This is a genomic window from Streptomyces sp. NPDC045956 (assembly GCF_056430705.1).
The window spans coordinates 82,713-100,373 of sequence record NZ_JBWKKZ010000003.1; the positions used below are offsets into that span (position 1 = coordinate 82,713).

Genomic DNA, 17,661 nt, shown 5'->3' on the forward strand with positions numbered 1-17,661 from the left:
CAAGGAGGCACGGGTGCCGCTGCTGACCCGCATCACGGGACCGCGCGATCTGGACCGGCTCAGCCTGGAAGAGCTGGACCGGCTGGCAGAGGAGATCCGCACCTTCCTCGTCGACGCCGTCTCCAAGACCGGCGGCCACCTGGGCCCCAACCTCGGCGTGGTGGAACTCACCCTCGCCCTGCACCGCGTCTTCGACTCGCCGAGCGACAAGGTGCTCTGGGACACCGGACACCAGTCCTACGTGCACAAGCTGCTCACCGGCCGTCAGGACTTCTCGAAGCTGAAGATGAAGGGCGGCCTGTCCGGCTACCCCTCGCAGGCCGAGTCCGAGCACGACGTCATCGAGAACAGCCACGCCTCGACCGTCCTCGGCTGGGCCGACGGCCTCGCCAAGGCCAACGAGGTCCTCGGCCGCGACCGCCACGTCGTCGCGGTCATCGGCGACGGTGCGCTCACCGGCGGCATGGCCTGGGAGGCGCTGAACAACATCGCCGCCGCCAAGGACCGCCCCCTCGTCATCGTCGTCAACGACAACGAGCGCTCCTACGCCCCCACCATCGGCGGCCTCGCCAACCACCTGGCGACCCTGCGCACCACCGACGGCTACGAGCGCTTCCTGGCCCGTACCAAGGAGGTCCTGGAGCGCACCCCGGTCGTCGGCCGCCCGCTCTACGACACCCTGCACGGCGCCAAGAAGGGCCTGAAGGACTTCATCGCCCCGCAGGGCATGTTCGAGGACCTCGGCCTGAAGTACGTCGGCCCGATCGACGGCCACGACCTGGAGGCCCTGGAGTCCGCGCTGACCCGCGCCAAGCGCTTCGGCGGCCCGGTCATCGTGCACTGCCTCACCGAGAAGGGCCGCGGCTACCAGCCCGCGCTCCAGGACGAGGCCGACCGCTTCCACGCCGTCGGCAAGATCCACCCCGACACGGGCCTGCCCATCTCCACCTCCGGCGCCGACTGGACCAGCGTCTTCGGCGAGGAGATGGTGAAGATCGGCGAGGAGCGCGAGGACGTCGTCGCCATCACCGCCGCCATGCTCCAGCCGGTCGGCCTCGACAAGTTCGCCAAGGCCTTCCCGGACCGCGTCTACGACGTCGGCATCGCCGAGCAGCACGGCGCGGTCTCCGCGGCCGGTCTCGCCCACGGGGGAGTGCACCCGGTCTTCGCGGTGTACGCCACCTTCCTCAACCGCGCCTTCGACCAGGTGCTGATGGACGTGGCCCTGCACAAGTGCGGCGTCACCTTCGTGCTGGACCGCGCCGGAGTCACCGGCACCGACGGCGCCTCCCACAACGGCATGTGGGACATGTCGATCCTCCAGGTCGTCCCCGGCCTGCGGCTCGCCGCCCCGCGCGACGCCGACCAGGTCCGCGCCCAGCTGCGCGAGGCCGTCGAGGTGGACGACGCGCCGACCGTGGTGCGCTTCTCCAAGGGCGCCGTCGGCCCCGCCGTGCCGGCCGTCGGCCGCGTCGGCGGCATGGACGTGCTGCGCGCCCCCGGTACCGACACGCCCGACGTCCTCCTGGTCTCCGTCGGCGCCCTCGCGCCGATGTGCCTGGAGGTGGCGGACCTGCTGGACAAGCAGGGCATCTCCACCACCGTCGTCGACCCGCGCTGGGTCAAGCCCGTCGACGAGGCCATGGCCCCGCTCGCCGAGCGCCACCGCGTGGTCGTCACCGTCGAGGACAACTCGCGCGTCGGCGGCGTGGGCTCCGCCGTCGCCCAGGCCCTGCGCGACGCGGGTGTCGACGTGCCGCTGCGCGACTTCGGCATCCCGCCGCGCTTCCTCGACCACGCCTCACGCGCCGAGGTGCTGGCCGAGATCGGGCTCACCGCGCCGGACATCGCCCGCCAGGTCACCGGTCTGGTCGCCAGGCTCGACGGCCGCTACGAGCGCGCGGGCGCCGAGGCGGACCCGGTGGAGGCCGCGCGCGACTGACGTACGACCGGATGGGCAGGTTCTCCACTCATGGGGGTGGTGAAACCTGCCCATCCGCGTGAATCCGCTCACGCCGGGGCATACGCAGTACGCCCCCCTCTCGATCATGTCGGGGACGACAAGCGTCGGAGGTAACCCCCGTGAGCAGCAGCAGTCTCTTCAGGACCAAGAAGATCGAGCAGTCCATCCGTGACACGGAGGAGCCGGAGCACGCGCTCAAGAAGTCCCTGTCCGCGCTGGATCTGACCGTCTTCGGTGTCGGTGTCATCATCGGCACCGGCATCTTCGTACTGACCGGCACCGTCGCCAAGGACAACGCCGGACCCTCCACGGCCCTGGCGTTCGTCGTCGCCGGTGTCGTCTGCGCGCTCGCCGCGCTCTGCTACGCCGAGTTCGCCTCCACGGTTCCGGTGGCGGGCTCCGCGTACACCTTCTCCTACGCCTCGCTGGGCGAACTGCCCGCCTGGATCATCGGCTGGGACCTGGTCCTGGAGTTCGCGCTCGGCACGGCGGTGGTGGCCGTCGGCTGGTCGGGCTACATCCGTTCGTTCTTCGACAACGCCGGCGTGACCTTCCCCGAGGCCCTCAGCGGCCGGGACGGGGCCGAGGGCTTCGGCTTCGACATCCTGGCCGCCGCCCTGGTGCTGGTGCTCACCGGCATCCTGGTCCTCGGCATGAAGCTGTCGGCGCGGATCACCTCGATCGTGGTCGCCATCAAGGTGACCGTCGTCCTCATCGTGATCATCGCGGGTGCCTTCTTCGTCAAGGGTTCCAACTACGACCCGTTCATCCCGGAGTCGAAGCCCGTGGAGGCGGGGGCGGGCCTCGACTCACCCCTGATCCAGCTGATGTTCGGGTGGGCGCCGGCCAACTTCGGCGTGATGGGCATCTTCACCGCGGCCTCGGTCGTCTTCTTCGCCTTCATCGGCTTCGACATCGTCGCCACCGCCGCCGAGGAGACCAGGAACCCGCAGCGCGACATGCCCCGCGGCATCCTCGGCTCCCTCTTCATCTGCACCGCGCTGTACGTCGCCGTCTCCATCGTGGTCACCGGCATGCAGCACTACAGCGAGCTGTCCGTCGACGCCCCGCTCGCCGACGCGTTCAAGTCCACCGGGCATCCCTTCTTCGCGGGTGTGATCAGTTTCGGCGCCGCCGTCGGCCTCACCACGGTGTGCATGATCCTGCTGCTCGGCCAGACCCGGGTGTTCTTCGCGATGAGCCGGGACGGACTGCTGCCCCGCTTCTTCTCCCGCGTCCACCCGAGGTTCCGGACCCCCTACCGGCCGACCATCCTGCTCGGCGTGATCATCGCGATCGTCGCGGGCTTCACCAGCCTCAGCGAGCTGGCCGAGCTGGTGAACATCGGCACGCTGTTCGCGTTCGTCATCGTCGCGATCAGCGTGATCATCCTGCGTCGGACCCGCCCCGACCTGCCGCGCGCCTTCCGCACGCCGCTGGTGCCGGTGCTGCCGATCGTGTCGGTCGCCGCCTCGCTGTGGCTGATGCTGAACCTGCCCGCCGAGACGTGGGTGCGCTTCGGCGTCTGGATGGCGATCGGTGTCGTCGTGTACTTCCTGTACAGCCGCACCCACAGCCGCATGGCCCTCGGCGAGGAGACGCCGGCCGACGGGCCGTCGAAGCCGCCCGGGGGCGACGCCGCGGTGTGATCACCCCGGTCACCTGCCACTCCGGCCCGGTGCGTCCCCCTCCGCGGGGACTGCCGGGCCGGACGCGTACGCGGTCGCGGCGGTGCCGTCACCGCGGCCGCACCGTCCGCGGTCCCGCCACCTCGGCGCCCAGCTCCGTCACCCGGCGGCGCAGCTCCCGGTCGGCCGTCACGACCAGCACCGCACGTTCGCCCGCGACCCGGGCGACCAGCCCGACCATGTGGTCGTCCCCGCTGCCCGGCGCCGACTCCACCCGCACGCCGGGCACGGAGCCCACCCCGCGGGCGGCGCCCTCGACGACCAGCACGACCTCCACCGGGCCGGGCCGCCCCGGCACCCCGTCCGCCGCCAGCAGGTCCCGCAACCGCTCCGCGGCCCCGCGCCGGTCCCGCCACCAGCCGTCGGGCACCGACCCGACCACGTTCGCGGCGTCGACGATCACGAGCAGGGGTGCGCTGGCGTCCATGCCGTCAGGGTCGCACGGGGGCTGTCGTGCAGGTCCGCACCCGCCCGACGCGGAACCGGCCGTCCCGCATAGAGTGGACGGGTGAACGGCGACTGGCTTCTCCTCGGCCGCGACGGCCGCCTCAGTGTCTACCTCCCGTCGGACGACGCCGCCCTGTGGCGTGCCGAGCGCACGCCCGCCGGGCCCTGGGAGGCCCCGCGCAGGATCGGCGGCGATCAGGAACTGCGCCCCGGGCTCGCGGTCGGCCGGGGCGCCGACGGCTACGCCCACCTGGTCGCCTGGCGGCCCACCGGGACCGACCGGTCCGACCTCGTGCACACCACCCACTTCCGTCCGCTGCTCGCGCCGCTGGACTGGCAGCCCGCCGGCCACCCCAACAAGCAGGGCGACCGCACCGGCACCCCGGCTGTGGCGGTCGACGCGCAGGGACGCGCCCACGCCTTCGTCCGCAACGGGGGCGGCGGCCTGAGCATGGTGGCCCAGAAGGAGAAGGGCGGCTGGGACCCCTGGCGGGACCTGAAGGGCCGGGGCGTCCAGGAGGAGCCCGCGGCCGTGACGGGGGAGTCCGGCAGGGTCGAGGTCTACGCGGCCGTCACGGACGGCATCCGGCACTGGTACCAGGAGAAGCCGGGCGCGCGGCCGGTGCTCGGCGAGGCCGTCGACGCGTCGGTCCGCCCGGGCTCGCTGCGCGCGCTCGCGACCTCCGAGGAGCGCACCACCGTCTTCTTCACCGACGCCGGCACCGGCGAACTTTGCGCCTGGCGCCCCGGCGGCAAGCCGGTGCCCCTGGTGGCCGCCGCCGGCCCGGGCCCGGTCGCGGCCGTCCGCTGCGTCATCGACGGTCACGACTGCACGCTCGTCGCCCAGCGGTCGACGGACACCGGCCGGGTCGTCTTTGCGGCCTATCCCTCGGAACAGGAGGAGATGGGCGCGCAGTGGACGGAGTCGGGTCCCGCGCTGCCCGACGGCGCGCGGGTGTCGCTGGCCCTGGACGCGGACGGCCGGCTGGTGGCGGCCACGTTCTCCCCCTCCACCGGCGAGCTGCGCCTCACCCGGCGCAAGGACGAACCGGGTCTCGCGCTCGGCCCCTGGCAGACCGTCTGACGGCGCCGGGACGGTCCCCCGGCGGCTCCCCGACCGTCCGGCGGGCCCTGCCGACCACACCATGGGGAACTGGTGAACGAACCGCATATGATGTTGCGCGTTCCAGGGTCCCTGTCCGTGACCCGGCGGGCTTCAGGAAGGGGCAGCAGCCCATGCGGAGAAAGTCGGCAGCCCCCGTCGGCACCGCCCGCCAGGACGGGCCCGGCACCCCGGAGCCGGCCGGCGCGCCCGTACCGGCCCACGGCGACTGGCTCACCCTCGGCAAGGACGGCCGCCTGAGCCTCTACGTGCCGGCCGACGGCGCCCTGGTGCGCTGGACGGAGACCGCCGTGGGCGGCCCCGACTGGAGCGGACCGCACGCCGTACCCGCGCCCGGACTGACCCACCTGACGGTGGTGCAGGGCGCGGACAGCTACGTCCACTTCCTCGGCCGCAGGGAGCGCGAGCGGGCCGACGGGGCGCTCGGTGTGGACGTCGTCCACGCGATCCAGTACCAGACGGGACTGGCCGTCACCGAATGGCGCTCGCTCGGCAACCCGCACCGCGACCGTGAGCAGGGCCGCCTGCTCGGACCGCCGGTCGGGGCCGTGGCGGCCGACGGCACGGTGCACGTCTTCGTGCGGAACGCGCACGGCGGGCTGGCGCTGCGCCGCGAGTCGCCGAACGGCAAGTGGCGGGCGTGGGAGGACCTCCAGGGCGGCGAGACCGACACCCTGCCCGCGCCGGTCGCCCTCGCCGGGGGGCGGCTGGAGGTCTGCGCCGCGTCCGCGTCGGGTCTCCTCGTCTGGCGCCAGACCGCGCCCGGCGGCGACTTCACCGGCCCCCGCGGCTTCGCCCTGCGCCCGCTGCCGGGGACGGTCACCGCCCTGGAGACCGGGCCGGACCGTGCCACGTTCTTCTGGACCGACGCCGACAGCGGGGGCGCGGCCGCGTGGCGGGAGGGCGACTGGCCGGCCGCGCTGGGCGGAACGCCGGCCGGGCAGGGGTACGCGTCCCTGCGTACGGCGGTGGACGGTTACGACTGCGTCGTCCTCGCCCACCGGGAGCGGGACGGCTCCGTGACGCTCGGCATGGGCGGCACCGAGAACGAGGCCGGCGGCTTCTGGTGGTACCCGCTGGGCGAGTCCTGCCAGGGCGTCCCCGCGCTCGCCCGGGACGGGTACGGGCGCGTGGTGCTGGCGCTGATCGGACCCGACGGCGCGCCGAAGGTGGCGCGCCAGGACGACGGCGCCGGCCTCTCCTTCACCCGGTGGCACACCCTCGGGCGCTGAGCGGCCGGTACCCGCGCGCCGTGAAGCCCCGGGTCAGCCGCCCGTCGCGGGCGACTTCTTGGCCGACTCGGGGATCTCGGAGTCCGAGCGGACGGCCTTCCACAGCTCGGTCGCCTGGGGCTCGGCGGCGACCACCCGGTTGGGGTCGGTCTTGTCGTACGCCACCGGCAGCATGACCGTCTCCATCGTCGCGGGGTCGACCCCGTTCATGCTGCGCCCGAAGTCGGCCAGGCTGGTCAGCGAGGCGAGTTCGGAGTCGGTGGTGAGCGCCGAGGTCAGCGTGTCGGCGATCTTGTAGGTCTTGGTGGGGCTGCCCAGCAGGTCCTGCTTCTTGACCTCGCTCAGCAGCGCGATCAGGAACTGCTGCTGGAGCCCGATGCGGCCGAGGTCGCTGCCGTCGCCGACGCCGTGCCGGGTCCGTACGAAGGCCAGGGACTCGGTGCCGTCCAGCGTGTGGGTGCCGGCGCTCAGGTCCAGGCCGCTGGCGCTGTCCTTGATGGGTTCGTCGATGGTGACGGGCACGCCGCCGATGGCGTCGACCAGTCCCTTGAAGCCGGCGAAGTCGATCTCCACGTAGTGGTCCATGCGGACGCCGGACATCTTCTCCACGGTCTTGACCACGCAGGCCGGCCCCGCCGCGGAGTACACGGAGTTGAACATCACACGCTTGGCCTCGGGCAGGTCGGAGCCGTCCGACTTGGCGCACTGCGGGCGGGTGACCAGGGTGTCGCGGGGGATGCTCACGGCGACGGCCTGCTTGCGGCCCTCGGGTATGTGCACCACCAGGGCGGTGTCCGAACGCGCCCCGGAGGCCTTGCCGGTGTCCAGCGAGGCGTTGGCGCCGGCCCGCGAGTCGGAGCCGAGGACGAGCAGGTTCTGACCCGAGGTCGGCAGCTTCTCGGGCCGGTCCTCGCCCAGGGCCTTGTTCAGGTCGACCCCGTCGATGTTCCCGTTCAGGCCGCTGTAGAGCCAGTAGCCGGTGCCTCCGGCGGCGAGCAGGAGGACGAGGAACGACAGCAGGACGATCCGTCCCCAGCGCCTGCGGCGGCGTGGCGCACGGCGACCGCCGTTCGGCGCGGCCCGGCGGGTGCGCCGAGGCTCCGTGGTGGCGGTATGGCTCATGGTGTTCGGTTCCTCTCCTCACGGGCTCCGCGGGGCGGAGTCGCAGGGGCCCGGGTGGGGGGAGGCCGGTCCACTATGCGGTCATGTCGTTGCGAGAACTATATGCGCTTACGCACAGTGATTTTACGAGCCGGAAACCTTATCGCGTCACAGCGATGTACGCCACATTAACTGGCCTTGACCATCCTTAAGGGTGACATAAGATGTGGCGAACCTGTGACTGTAGCGAGGGGGGCTTCGTCTGCGGTCAGGGGGACAGGTGAAGCCGAGGCGGTTGAGGGGACCGCGGGTGCACCAGGTAGGGGTGGGAAGTCCGTACGGGCCGTCGCCGGTACGGACTGTTGGTGGCCCGCTGGGCGAAATGTCTTGGTAGGAGTACGAGTTGGTGGATCATCCGCGTCTGAGCATCGTCGTGCCCTTTCAGGACGTCGAGACCTATCTCGCCGAATGCCTGGAGTCCATCGCGCGCCAGTCGTTCCGCGACTTCGAGGTGATCCTCGTCGACGACGGCTCCACCGACGGTTCCTCCCGCATCGCCGCCGACTTCTGCGCCGCCGACCCCCGCTTCCGCATGATCCGCCAGGAGCCGAACGGCCCGGGCCACGCGCGCAACACCGGGCTGCGCGCCATGCACCCCCAGGGCGAGTTCCTGGCCTTCGTCGACGGTGACGACGTCATCCCCGAGTACGCCTACGGGCTGCTGGTGCGGACCCTGGAGGGCTCCGACTCGGACTTCGTCTCCGGCAACGTGCAGATGATGAACTCCACCAAGAAGTGGCAGTCACCGCTGCACAAGGGGCCGATGCAGAAGAACCGGCGCGGCACGCACATCACCAGGTTCGAGGCGCTGATCTACGACCGCACGGTCTGGAACAAGATGTTCCGGCGGTCCTTCTGGGACTACCACTACATCGCGTTCCCCGAAGGCGTCATGTACGAGGACTCCTGGGTCAACATGTACGCCCACTTCCGGGCCGCCAAGGTCGACGTCATCACCGACATCGTGTACTTCTGGCGCCGGCGCGAGGGCGGGGCCGCGCCCTCGATCACCCAGCGTCACACCGAACTGTCCAACCTCCGCGACCGGGTCGCGGCGGTGCAGTCGGTCAGCCGCTTCCTGGCGGACCGGCGCTCGCGGCAGTACGAGGAGAGCAAGCGCAAGTACGACCTCGCGTGCCTGAAGTCCGACCTGATGCTGCACCTCAAGGTGCTGCCGGACGCGGACGAGGAGTACCGCCAGTCGTTCATGCGGTGGGCCAACGAGTTCCTCGACGAGACCGACCTCACCATCATCGACGAACTGCCCGCTGACGCCCGGGTCAAGTGGCTCCTGGTGCGCGAGCTGCGGCTGACCGAGCTGCTGGAGGTCATCGAGTTCGAGCGCCGGGGCGGGCCGATGCCGGTCCAGCGCCGCTTCCACCGCTACCTGAAGTACCCCTACCTCGGGGACCGCGGGGTCGGCCTCGACAAGAAGGCGTTCCGCCTCGACAAGGAACTCTCCCTGCACGGTTCGCTCAGCGGCGCCCGCTGGAGCACCAACGGCCACCTGCTGACCCTCACCGGCACCGCGTACGTGCGCTTCATCAACGTGCACAAGCGGCACATGTCGGTGAAGGCGATCGCCCTGCGGAACAAGAAGCAGGGCCGCATGGTGATCACCGCGGCGAAGACCACCTACGCGCCGCAGGCCACCGAGTCCTCCAACCAGAATCGTTACTGCTACGACTGGGCCGGCTTCGAGGCCCGCATCGACACGACCCGCCTCAAGCGCAAGGGCCAGTGGGCCGAGGGGACCTGGGACGTGGCCACCGGCGTCCTCAGCCGCGGACTGTTCCGCTACCGCGGCATCGACCGGGGCGGCGCGGGCAGCGCCGCGAACCCGCCCTACCGGTACGTCGACAAGAACACCCGCATCCTTCCGGTCTTCCTCCAGGGCAAGCTCAAGCTGCGGGTGGAGGTCGTGCGCTGCCGGATCACCTCCCACCAGGTGGTCGGCGACCAGCTGGAGCTGCGCGGTGTGTACCTCGGCCCGAAGGTGCCCGAGTGGGGCAAGCTCCGCGTGACCAGCCTGAGCGGCGCGGGCCAGCACGACGGGCGGGTCTGGTTCACCCCGGGCGGCGAGGGGTGGTGCACCTTCGCGGCCAGGCTGCCGCTGCGCTCGCTGGTGCCGGCCTTCCGGGCCGACGCCCAGGCCGACGCGGACATCCCGCAGTCGTGGAGCATGGGCAGCAACGGCTGGAAGACGACCCTCCACGTGGAGGGCCGCAAGGCGGCCCTCTACCCCGTCATGGCGGAGGAGACCCCCGACGGGCACTACCGCATGCCCGACCGGCTCCAGACCCGCGAGGGCGACCGGGAGGTCGTGGTCCACCGCAACGGCTCGGGCTACCTGGTGCTCTTCGAGCGGGCCACCCTGCCCACGACGACGGCGTTCACCTGGCACGAGGACGGCTCGCTGGAGCTGCGCGGCCGGTACCTGGCCGCGGACCGGCTGTCGCCGCGGGAGTACCAGGACGCGCACCTGGTGGTCCGCTCACGGGCGCACGGCGCGGAGCGCGCCGTCCCCGTGGAGTGGAACGGCAACGCGTTCCGGGCCGTCGTCCGTCCGGCCGCCATGCGCACCCTGGCCGGCGGCATCCCGCTCGCGGCCGGCCGCTGGGACTTCTTCCTGCGGCGCCAGGACCTGTCGGCGGTGGCCCGCGAGGACCGCCTCGAAGACCTGATGCTGAAGACCGAACAGGACATCATCACCGCCCTCCCCGAGGAGTACGAGGAGGACGAGCGGCGCTACGACCTCCAGGCCGAGGCGTACGACCGGCTGTCCCTGCTGGTGCACTCGGCCATGCCCGACGACGCCCGCGGCCCGTACCGCCAGAAGCTGCTGCGCACCAGGGCGTACCCGGCGGCCCGCCGGCAGCGGGTGCGTCCCGCGATCCTCTTCGACGCCTTCAAGGGCACCCAGTACTCGGACAGCCCCCGGGCCCTGCACGAGGAACTGCTGCGGCGCGGTACCGACCTCGAACACCTCTGGGTGGTCCGCGACGACCAGGTCGAGGTGCCGCACACCGCGATCCCGGTCCGCATGTGGTCGCCCGAGTGGTACGAGGCCCTCGCCACCAGCCGGTACGTCGTCGCCAACAACCACCTCCCGGACTGGTTCCAGAAGCGGGACGGCCAGATCGTCGTCCAGACCTGGCACGGCACCCCGCTGAAGAAGATCGGCCACGACATCGAGTCCATCCACTTCGCCGACCAGCGCTACCTGGAACGGGTCGAGAAGGAGGTGCGGAACTGGGACATGCTGGTTTCGCCCAACAGCTTCTCCACCCCGATCCTCCAGCGCGCCTTCGGCTTCCCCGGCGAGATGGTGGAGTCCGGCTACCCGCGCAACGACATCCTGCGCCTGTCCGGCACCGAGCAGCGCGAGCAGGAGATCCGCCGCCGGATCGGCCTGCCCGACGGCAAGCGGGTCGTGATGTACGCGCCGACCTGGCGCGACGACCAGTACTACGCGCCCGGCAAGTACAAGCTGGACTTCCGCATCGACCTGGCGGACGCCCGCGCCCGGCTCGGCGCCGAGCACGTGCTCCTGGTCCGCCGCCACCCCAACGTCGTGGACCCGGTCCCGGGCGCCGGCGACGGGTTCGTCTTCGACGTCTCCGACTACCCCGACATGGCCGACCTCTCCCTGATCACCGACATCATGATCACGGACTACTCGTCCCTGATGTTCGACTACGTCAACACCGGACGGCCGATCCTCTTCTTCACCTACGACCTCGAGCACTACCGCGACACCCTGCGCGGCTTCTACTTCGACTTCGCGAGCAGCGCCCCGGGCCCCCTCCTGGACACCTCCGAGGACCTGGTGTCGGCGGTCGAGCAGATCGACCGGATCCAGGACGCCTACGCCGAGCGGTACCGCTGGTTCCAGCGCGAGTTCTGCGACCTCGACGACGGGTACGCCGCCGCGCGCCTCGCCGACCGCATGCTGGTCGCGGGCGGCGACCTCGCGCCCGGCCAGGCGCAGGCCCCCGCCGTCGGAACCGTCGACACCCGGCAGGCCGGGCGGGCCATGACACCGGTGCGGGGCGTGGCCGGCAACTGGTTCACCGCGCCGCGCCGGGCGGTACGGGCCCGGACCGCCGAGACGGAGCCGGCCGCGGCGGTCCCCGCGCAGCCCGGGCCCGTCACCGAGCCCGCCACCGCGCCCCGGCAGGTGCACCTGCCGCAGCAGCAGCCTCACCTGCCGCGGCTCACGCCGGCCGGGTCCGACCAGCCGGCCGACCCGTTCGGGCAGGCGCCGGCCGCCGAGGGCCGGACCTACGAGGGCGCGATCGTATGACGCCGACGATCCGACCGGGCGGCGGCCCCCGTCCGGGCGGCGGCGCCGCCGAAGGCTCCGGCGCCCCGTGACCGCGTCCTCGTCCACCCCGTCGGCGCCCGGAGCGTCCCCCGACCACGGGGGAGGGGCCGGGCGCCCCTCCGGCACGGCCTCAGCCGGTGTCCACCCGCATCAGCAGCGCCCGGTGGTCGGAGACCCCGGTGTCGCGCACCGCACAGGAGGAGCGGGGCAACCCGGCGAAGAGGTAGTCCAGTTTGTGACCGGAGACATGGGTCGCCCGGCCCGACCGGTCGGCGCCGGACGTCTGGTCGCACTCCCGGAACGCGTCGTAGGCGGCCGGGGGCCACACCCAGCCGGACCGGTTGCCGGTACCCGGCGGTCTCAGGTTGAAGTCGCCGCCGAAGACGGTGCGCCGGCCGGGAACAGCCGCGACCAGCGCCTTCAACTGGTCGTCACGGTACTCCCGGCCGGGGTGCGCCCGGTCGCTGCCGGGAAGGCTCAGGTGGGCGTTGCACACCCGGACGTCGACGGCCGCGACGGTCGCGCACAGGATGCCGCGCCGCAGTCCGACCTCGGGCTGGCTGGTGGGCACGGACCGGACGGCGGACAGCGGGCGGTCCGAGAGGACGGCGAGCCCCGCCCTGCCCCGGCCGCGCCCCTCGCAGTCGATCGTGCCGGTGCGTCCGCCGCCGTCCCGCCAGGTGTAGGGCCGGAAGGCCAGCCGCCAGCTCTCGCCGAGTGCCTCGCGCACCGACTCCGCGTGCGTGGCGCAGGCCTCCTGGAGGAGCACGACGTCGGCCCCCGCGTCGACGATCCGCTCCACCGCCCGCCGCTTCTCCGGCCCGCTGCCGGTGTCCGCGCAACCCCACTGCCGCACACCGCACATGTTCCAGGTCGCCACCGTCAGGAGGCGTCCGGCGACCGGCGGCCGTGTCGCACCCCTGCCGTCACCGGTGCCGGCACCCGGGGCGGTGCGCACCAGCACCGCCACGAGGACCGCCGACACGGCGAGTGCCGCGACCAGGGCGATCAGTGTGCCGTGCCGGCGCAGGCCGGGCGGAAGCGAGGGGGCCGTGAGAGGCATCCCGACATCATGTCCGATCAGGTGATTCGGAGCCAATCCGACGATCTGTCCCCGAAACTGGAGTGCCGTACATGTCCAAAGCATCCTCGAGCGGGCGAAAGCTGTTCAACGGGATCGAGGCGTCGGGGACCTTCCCGGTCGAGTACCGGTTCTCCCACGCCAAGAGCGGCAACCGCCACCTCGTCGTGGTGTTCGCCAACTTCTCGGCCCCCGAGGACTACGGCTGGTCCAACGGCGTCTTCGACAACGTACGCGCCAACATCCTGTGGATCCGTGACCGCTTCGACGGGATGAACGCCTACTACCTGTGCCGGAACATGGACTTCGGCCTGGCGGAGTCGGTGCAGACCCTCATCGCGAACGTCATGCGCTCCCTCGGGCTCACCCCCGACCAGGTCACCCTGTGGGGCGGCTCCAAGGGCGGCAGCGCGGCACTGTACTTCGGCCTGCGCCACGGCTACCGGAACATCGTGGCCATCGTCCCGCAGTTCCTCGTCGGCGACGCCCTGGAGAAGCGGCACCCCAAGGTCTCCGCCTACATGCTCGGCGAGGGCGCGCCGGCGCACAACGCACGCGTCCTGGACGCCCTCCTGCCCGACCTGGTGCGCAGCCGGGCCAACCCCGGCGCCAACATCTACGTCCTCTCCTCGCCGCAGGACGAGCACTACGCCGTGCAGGTGGAGCCCTTCCTGGGCATCTTCCAGGGCTACGAGAACTTCAACTTCCTGTACAGCGAGTCGCCCACCATCACGGGCCACGCCACGGTGACCAGGCGGAACGTCCCGGCGCTGGTCGGCCTGCTCAACCTGCTGGCCGACGGTTACGCCCCCCGCCTGGGGTTCGTGCGGCACGCCGCCGAGGAGTTCGACCGCGACCAGTCGGGCATCGACGCCTACCTCTCCGCCACCTCGAAGGTCCAGGGCACCGACGCCTTCGCGCCGCCGGTGGTCACCTCACCCGGCTACCAAGGTGAGGTCCCCGTGTCCGGCGTCCACTTCGCCGGGCTCGCCCCGGGCGCGGTGCGGGTGAGCATGTGGCGCAACGGCAAGTTCGTGGCGTCGCCGGAGGTCGCGGCCGACGGGACCTGGTTCTGGCAGCCGGCCAAGCCGTGGGCCACCGGGAACCACCTGGTCAAGATCTTCGCGGTGGACCCGGCCGGCTTCCACTCCAGCAGGGTGGAGGTGCCCTTCACGGTGGTCGACGGGCCCGCCGCGGGCCCGGCCGTCCCGGCGCCGCCGGTCGTCTCCGTGCCCGGCCCCGGACAGGAAGTGGGGACGTCGGTCACCTTCCACGGAACCGCGCCGGGCGCGGTCCAGGTGGGCTTCCGGCAGAACGGCGTCCTCCTGGGTGCGGCGGCCGTCGCGCCGGACGGCGTCTGGGGCTGGGAACCGGGCTGGACGTGGCCGGTGGGCCGGCACCTGGTCGAGGTCGTCGCGGTCGACGCCCACGGCACGGAGTCCGCTCCCGCCCCGGCCGACTTCACGGCGCTGGACGTCTCCGTGCCCGCCGGTCACCTCCCGCCGCGGTACTGAGTACCGCCGGCCGCCGATCACAACGACTCCCCGAGTGGAAAGCCGCCCATGCCGAAAGCAGCGTCGAAGCCGCGCCAGATCATCACCGGGATCGACACGTCCGGTGCGCACCCGGTCGAGTACCGCTTCACCCACGCGAAGAAGGGGAACCGTCACCTGACCGTCGTCTTCGCCAACCTCGCGGCGCCGGACGACTACGGCTGGTCCACGGGCACCCTCGACGACCTGCGCTCCAACATCCTCTGGATCCGCGACCGTTTCGACGGGGGACTGACCTACTACCTGTGCCGGGAGATGGACTTCTCCGTCGAGCGGTCCGTCATCGACCTGATCGCCAAGGTCGTCTCGGCGCTCGGTCTGACCCCGAACGACGTGACGCTCTGGGGCAGTTCGAAGGGGGCCAGCGCGGCCCTCTGGTTCGGGCTGCGGTACGGCTTCCGGAACGTCGTGGCCTGCGTGCCCCAGTTCCGCATCGGCACCTTCGTCCGCGAGGTGTATCCGAAGGTGGGGCGCTCCATGCTCGGTGAGGGGCTCCCCGAGGAGAACGCGCGGGTGCTGGACGCGCTCCTCCCCGACCTGCTGCGAGCGGGCGCGAGCCCCGAGGCCCACATCTACCTGGTGTCGTCGCCGCAGGACGAGCAGTACCGGGACCAGGTCGAGCCCTTCCTGGACCTGCTCGGGCGCTACCCGAACTTCAACTACCTCCACAGCGAGTCCCCGTTCGTGCGGGAGCACAACCAGGTCACGCTGCGCAACGTGCCGCCCCTCCTCGGCATCGCCTACCTGCTGGTCGAGGGCATCACCCCGCGGCTCGGTGTCACCCGGCACGGCTACGAGGAGCCGGACCGGGACACCTCCGCCATCGACGACTTCCTCGGCGCGACCGCCAAGGTCAAGGAGGGCACGACCTTCCAGCCTCCGGTGGTGGCCGTCCCGTCCGCCGGAGGCCGACTGCCCCGGACGGGCACGCCCTTCAGCGGCACGGCCCGCGGCGCGGTGCGGGTGAGCCTGTGGGAGAAGGGCAAGTTCCTGGCCTCGCCGCCGGTCGCCGCCGACGGCACCTGGTCGTGGGCGCCGGCCAAGCCGTGGGCCGCGGGGGAGCACCGCGTCAAGATCTTCGCGGTGGACGGGGCGGGCTTCCACTCGGCGACGACGGAGGTCCGCTTCACGGCCACCCCGGACGCCGCACCGGGCCTGCCGCCGCACGCACCGGGCCCCGCCGCACCGGCGGCACCGCACGCGGCGCCGGTCGCGCGGCCGCCGCTCGTCGCCCAGCCCGCGGCACACCAGCGGGTGCCGGCGACGGCGGTCGTGTTCCGCGGCACCGCCCCCGGCGCCGTACAGGTCAGGTTCCGCGGGAACGGCGCGCTGCTGGGGGCGAACGCCGTCCGGCCGGACGGGACCTGGTCCTGGGAGCCGGGTCTGCCCTGGCCCGAGGGCCCGCACCTGGTCGAGGCCGTCGCCGTCGACGCGGACGGAGTGGAGTCCGTGCCCACCCAGGTCCCCTTCGCCGTCGCCCCCGCGGCCGCACCGGCCGGCTCCTTCACGCCGCGGTACTGACCACCGCCGCCACCGCCGTCGAACAACTCATGAGTGGAAGCCACACATGCCCACAGCACCGTCGCAAGCACGCGAACTGATCAACGGGATCGACACCTCCGGGGCCCACCCCGTCGAGTACCGCTTCACGCATGCCAAGGGCGGCAACCGCCATCTCGTCGTCGTCTTCGCCAACTTCGGCGTCACCGACGACTACGGCTGGTCGAACGGGGTCCTCAACCCGGTCCGGGCCAACATCCTGTGGATCCGCGACCGGTTCCGCGGCATGCGCAGCTACTACCTGTGCGACGGGATGGACTTCTCCCTGGAGCAGTCCGTGATCGGGGTCATCTCCAAGGTGATGAACGCCCTGGACCTGACCCCGGACCGGGTCACGCTCTGGGGCGGTTCCAAGGGCGGCAGCGCGGCCCTCTACTTCGGCATGCGCTACGGGTTCGGCAACATCGTCTCCATCGTGCCGCAGTTCCTCATCGGCACCTACATCAGCACCGTCCACCCCAAGACCGCCCGCTTCATGCTGGGCGAGGAGGTGCCCGAGCGGAACGTCCGGGTGCTCGACGCGATCCTGCCGGACCTCGTGCGCTCGGGGGTGGCCCGGCAGGCCAACATCTACCTGCTCTCCTCGCCGCAGGACGAGCAGTACAGGGAACAGGTCGAGCCGTTCCTCCCGCTCTTCCAGGGATACGACAACTTCAACTTCGTCTACAGCGAGTCGCCCTACATCACCAAGCACTCGGAGGTCACGCGCCGCAACGTGCCCTTCCTGATGGGCCTGATCAACATGCTCGCGGACGGCCTCCCCCCGCGGCTCGGCATGGTGCGCAACGGGTACGAGGAGCCCGACCGCGACACCTCGGCCATCGCCGCCTACCTGTCCGACACCTCCAAGGACAAGCGTGCCGACCTCCCGCTGCCGGTGGTCACCCACCCGGTGCCGCACAGCGAACTGCCCACGGACGGCGTGTACTTCACCGGAACGGCCCACGGCGCCGTCCGCGTGAGCCTGTGGGAGCACGGCAAGTTCCTGGGCTCGCCGTCCGTCGCCGCGGACGGCACCTGGTCCTGGCAGCTGTCCAAGGCCTGGAGCAGGGGCAAGCACCAGGTCAAGGCCGTCGCCTGGGACGCGGCCGGAGGCCACACCAAGGGGGTCGTCGTCCCGTTCACCACGGTGGCCGGTGCCACCGCCGCCCCCGCGGGCGCGATCCCGGCCCAGCCCGCCGCGCGGTTCGAGGCGGCCCCGGCGGGCGGGCAGCCGGCGGCCCCGGCGGTCCAGTCCCCGGTGGCGTACGAGCAGGTGACGACGCCGGCCGTACGGTTCACCGGCCTCGCCCGGGGAGCCGCGCAGGTCGGCTTCAGGGCGGGCGGCACCCTCCTCGGGGGCAGCCCGGTCGCGGTCGACGGACGCTGGGCCTGGGACTCCGGCTGGCCGTGGCAGGAGGGCCGGCACACGGTCGAGGTGTTCGCCGTGGACGCGGCGGGCAACGAGTCCCCGGCGACGCTGGTCCCCTTCGCCGTCGCCCACACCCCGGCGGGCGCGACGCCGTACGGCTACTGACCGCGCCCTC

The 17,661-nt window shown here is 72.0% G+C and carries 11 protein-coding genes; 8 read left to right on the forward strand and 3 right to left on the reverse strand.

The features are described from left to right. Window positions 1–13 precede the first annotated feature (13 nt). Both dxs and AC07FV_RS09400 read left to right on the forward strand, forming a co-directional pair. Entirely contained in the window at window positions 14–1,942 is a 1,929-nt protein-coding gene (gene dxs / locus AC07FV_RS09395; RefSeq protein WP_384702615.1) for a 1-deoxy-D-xylulose-5-phosphate synthase, read from the forward strand. A gap of 140 nt (window positions 1,943–2,082) precedes the next feature. Beyond that, window positions 2,083–3,612 (forward strand): amino acid permease, encoded by a 1,530-nt coding sequence (locus AC07FV_RS09400; RefSeq protein WP_479085883.1) that lies wholly within the window; start codon window positions 2,083–2,085, stop codon window positions 3,610–3,612. Window positions 3,613–3,700: 88 nt separating this feature from the next. On the opposite strand, the gene AC07FV_RS09405 is transcribed toward AC07FV_RS09400, so the two are convergent. Beyond that, window positions 3,701–4,078, reverse strand: a complete 378-nt coding sequence (locus tag AC07FV_RS09405) for an NTP pyrophosphohydrolase (RefSeq protein ID WP_479085885.1) — start codon at window positions 4,076–4,078, stop codon at window positions 3,701–3,703. An 81-nt stretch (window positions 4,079–4,159) separates the two neighbouring features. Between AC07FV_RS09405 and AC07FV_RS09410 the strand changes: the two genes are divergently transcribed. After that, window positions 4,160–5,182, forward strand: a complete 1,023-nt coding sequence (locus AC07FV_RS09410; protein ID WP_479085887.1) for a DUF8189 domain-containing protein — start codon at window positions 4,160–4,162, stop codon at window positions 5,180–5,182. A 152-nt stretch (window positions 5,183–5,334) separates the two neighbouring features. Then, complete coding sequence (locus AC07FV_RS09415) at window positions 5,335–6,453, forward strand: PLL family lectin (RefSeq protein WP_479085889.1); 1,119 nt, start codon at window positions 5,335–5,337, stop codon at window positions 6,451–6,453. 33 nt (window positions 6,454–6,486) lie between these two features. On the opposite strand, the gene AC07FV_RS09420 is transcribed toward AC07FV_RS09415, so the two are convergent. Further along, complete coding sequence (locus AC07FV_RS09420) at window positions 6,487–7,575, reverse strand: LCP family protein (protein WP_479085890.1); 1,089 nt, start codon at window positions 7,573–7,575, stop codon at window positions 6,487–6,489. Window positions 7,576–7,957: 382 nt separating this feature from the next. On the opposite strand from AC07FV_RS09420, the gene AC07FV_RS09425 reads away from it, so the two are divergent. After that, window positions 7,958–11,920, forward strand: a complete 3,963-nt coding sequence (locus AC07FV_RS09425; RefSeq protein WP_479085891.1) for a bifunctional glycosyltransferase/CDP-glycerol:glycerophosphate glycerophosphotransferase — start codon at window positions 7,958–7,960, stop codon at window positions 11,918–11,920. Window positions 11,921–12,071: 151 nt separating this feature from the next. Here AC07FV_RS09425 and AC07FV_RS09430 read toward each other — a convergent pair whose 3' ends face one another. Then, the gene (locus AC07FV_RS09430) at window positions 12,072–13,004 is read right to left on the reverse strand and encodes an endonuclease/exonuclease/phosphatase family protein (RefSeq protein WP_479085893.1); all 933 of its coding nucleotides are present in this window, start codon (window positions 13,002–13,004) and stop codon (window positions 12,072–12,074) included. Window positions 13,005–13,075: 71 nt separating this feature from the next. Here AC07FV_RS09430 and AC07FV_RS09435 point away from each other — a divergent pair, with 71 nt between their 5' ends. Genes AC07FV_RS09435 through AC07FV_RS09445 form a run of 3 tightly spaced genes read left to right on the forward strand, consistent with a single transcriptional unit; the run spans window position 13,076 to window position 17,651 of the window. Further along, entirely contained in the window at window positions 13,076–14,536 is a 1,461-nt protein-coding gene (locus AC07FV_RS09435; RefSeq protein WP_479085894.1) for a hypothetical protein, read from the forward strand. Window positions 14,537–14,584: 48 nt separating this feature from the next. Further along, window positions 14,585–16,096, forward strand: coding sequence for an Ig-like domain-containing protein (locus tag AC07FV_RS09440; RefSeq protein WP_479085895.1), 1,512 nt, complete (start codon window positions 14,585–14,587; stop codon window positions 16,094–16,096). Window positions 16,097–16,142: 46 nt separating this feature from the next. Beyond that, a complete protein-coding gene (locus AC07FV_RS09445) occupies window positions 16,143–17,651 on the forward strand; it encodes a hypothetical protein (protein ID WP_479085896.1) in 1,509 nt (502 codons plus the stop codon). Window positions 17,652–17,661 lie beyond the last annotated feature (10 nt).

What these genes read in the sequence shown, in the direction of transcription:
- AC07FV_RS09405 (WP_479085885.1), bottom strand. Translation starts at nt 4,078, where the DNA reads ATGGACGCCAGCGCACCCCTGCTCGTGATCGTCGACGCCGCGAACGTG.
- AC07FV_RS09415 (WP_479085889.1), top strand. Translation starts at nt 5,335, where the DNA reads ATGCGGAGAAAGTCGGCAGCCCCCGTCGGCACCGCCCGCCAGGACGGG.
- AC07FV_RS09420 (WP_479085890.1), bottom strand. Translation starts at nt 7,575, where the DNA reads ATGAGCCATACCGCCACCACGGAGCCTCGGCGCACCCGCCGGGCCGCG.
- AC07FV_RS09430 (WP_479085893.1), bottom strand. Translation starts at nt 13,004, where the DNA reads ATGCCTCTCACGGCCCCCTCGCTTCCGCCCGGCCTGCGCCGGCACGGC.
- AC07FV_RS09435 (WP_479085894.1), top strand. Translation starts at nt 13,076, where the DNA reads ATGTCCAAAGCATCCTCGAGCGGGCGAAAGCTGTTCAACGGGATCGAG.
- AC07FV_RS09440 (WP_479085895.1), top strand. Translation starts at nt 14,585, where the DNA reads ATGCCGAAAGCAGCGTCGAAGCCGCGCCAGATCATCACCGGGATCGAC.
- AC07FV_RS09445 (WP_479085896.1), top strand. Translation starts at nt 16,143, where the DNA reads ATGCCCACAGCACCGTCGCAAGCACGCGAACTGATCAACGGGATCGAC.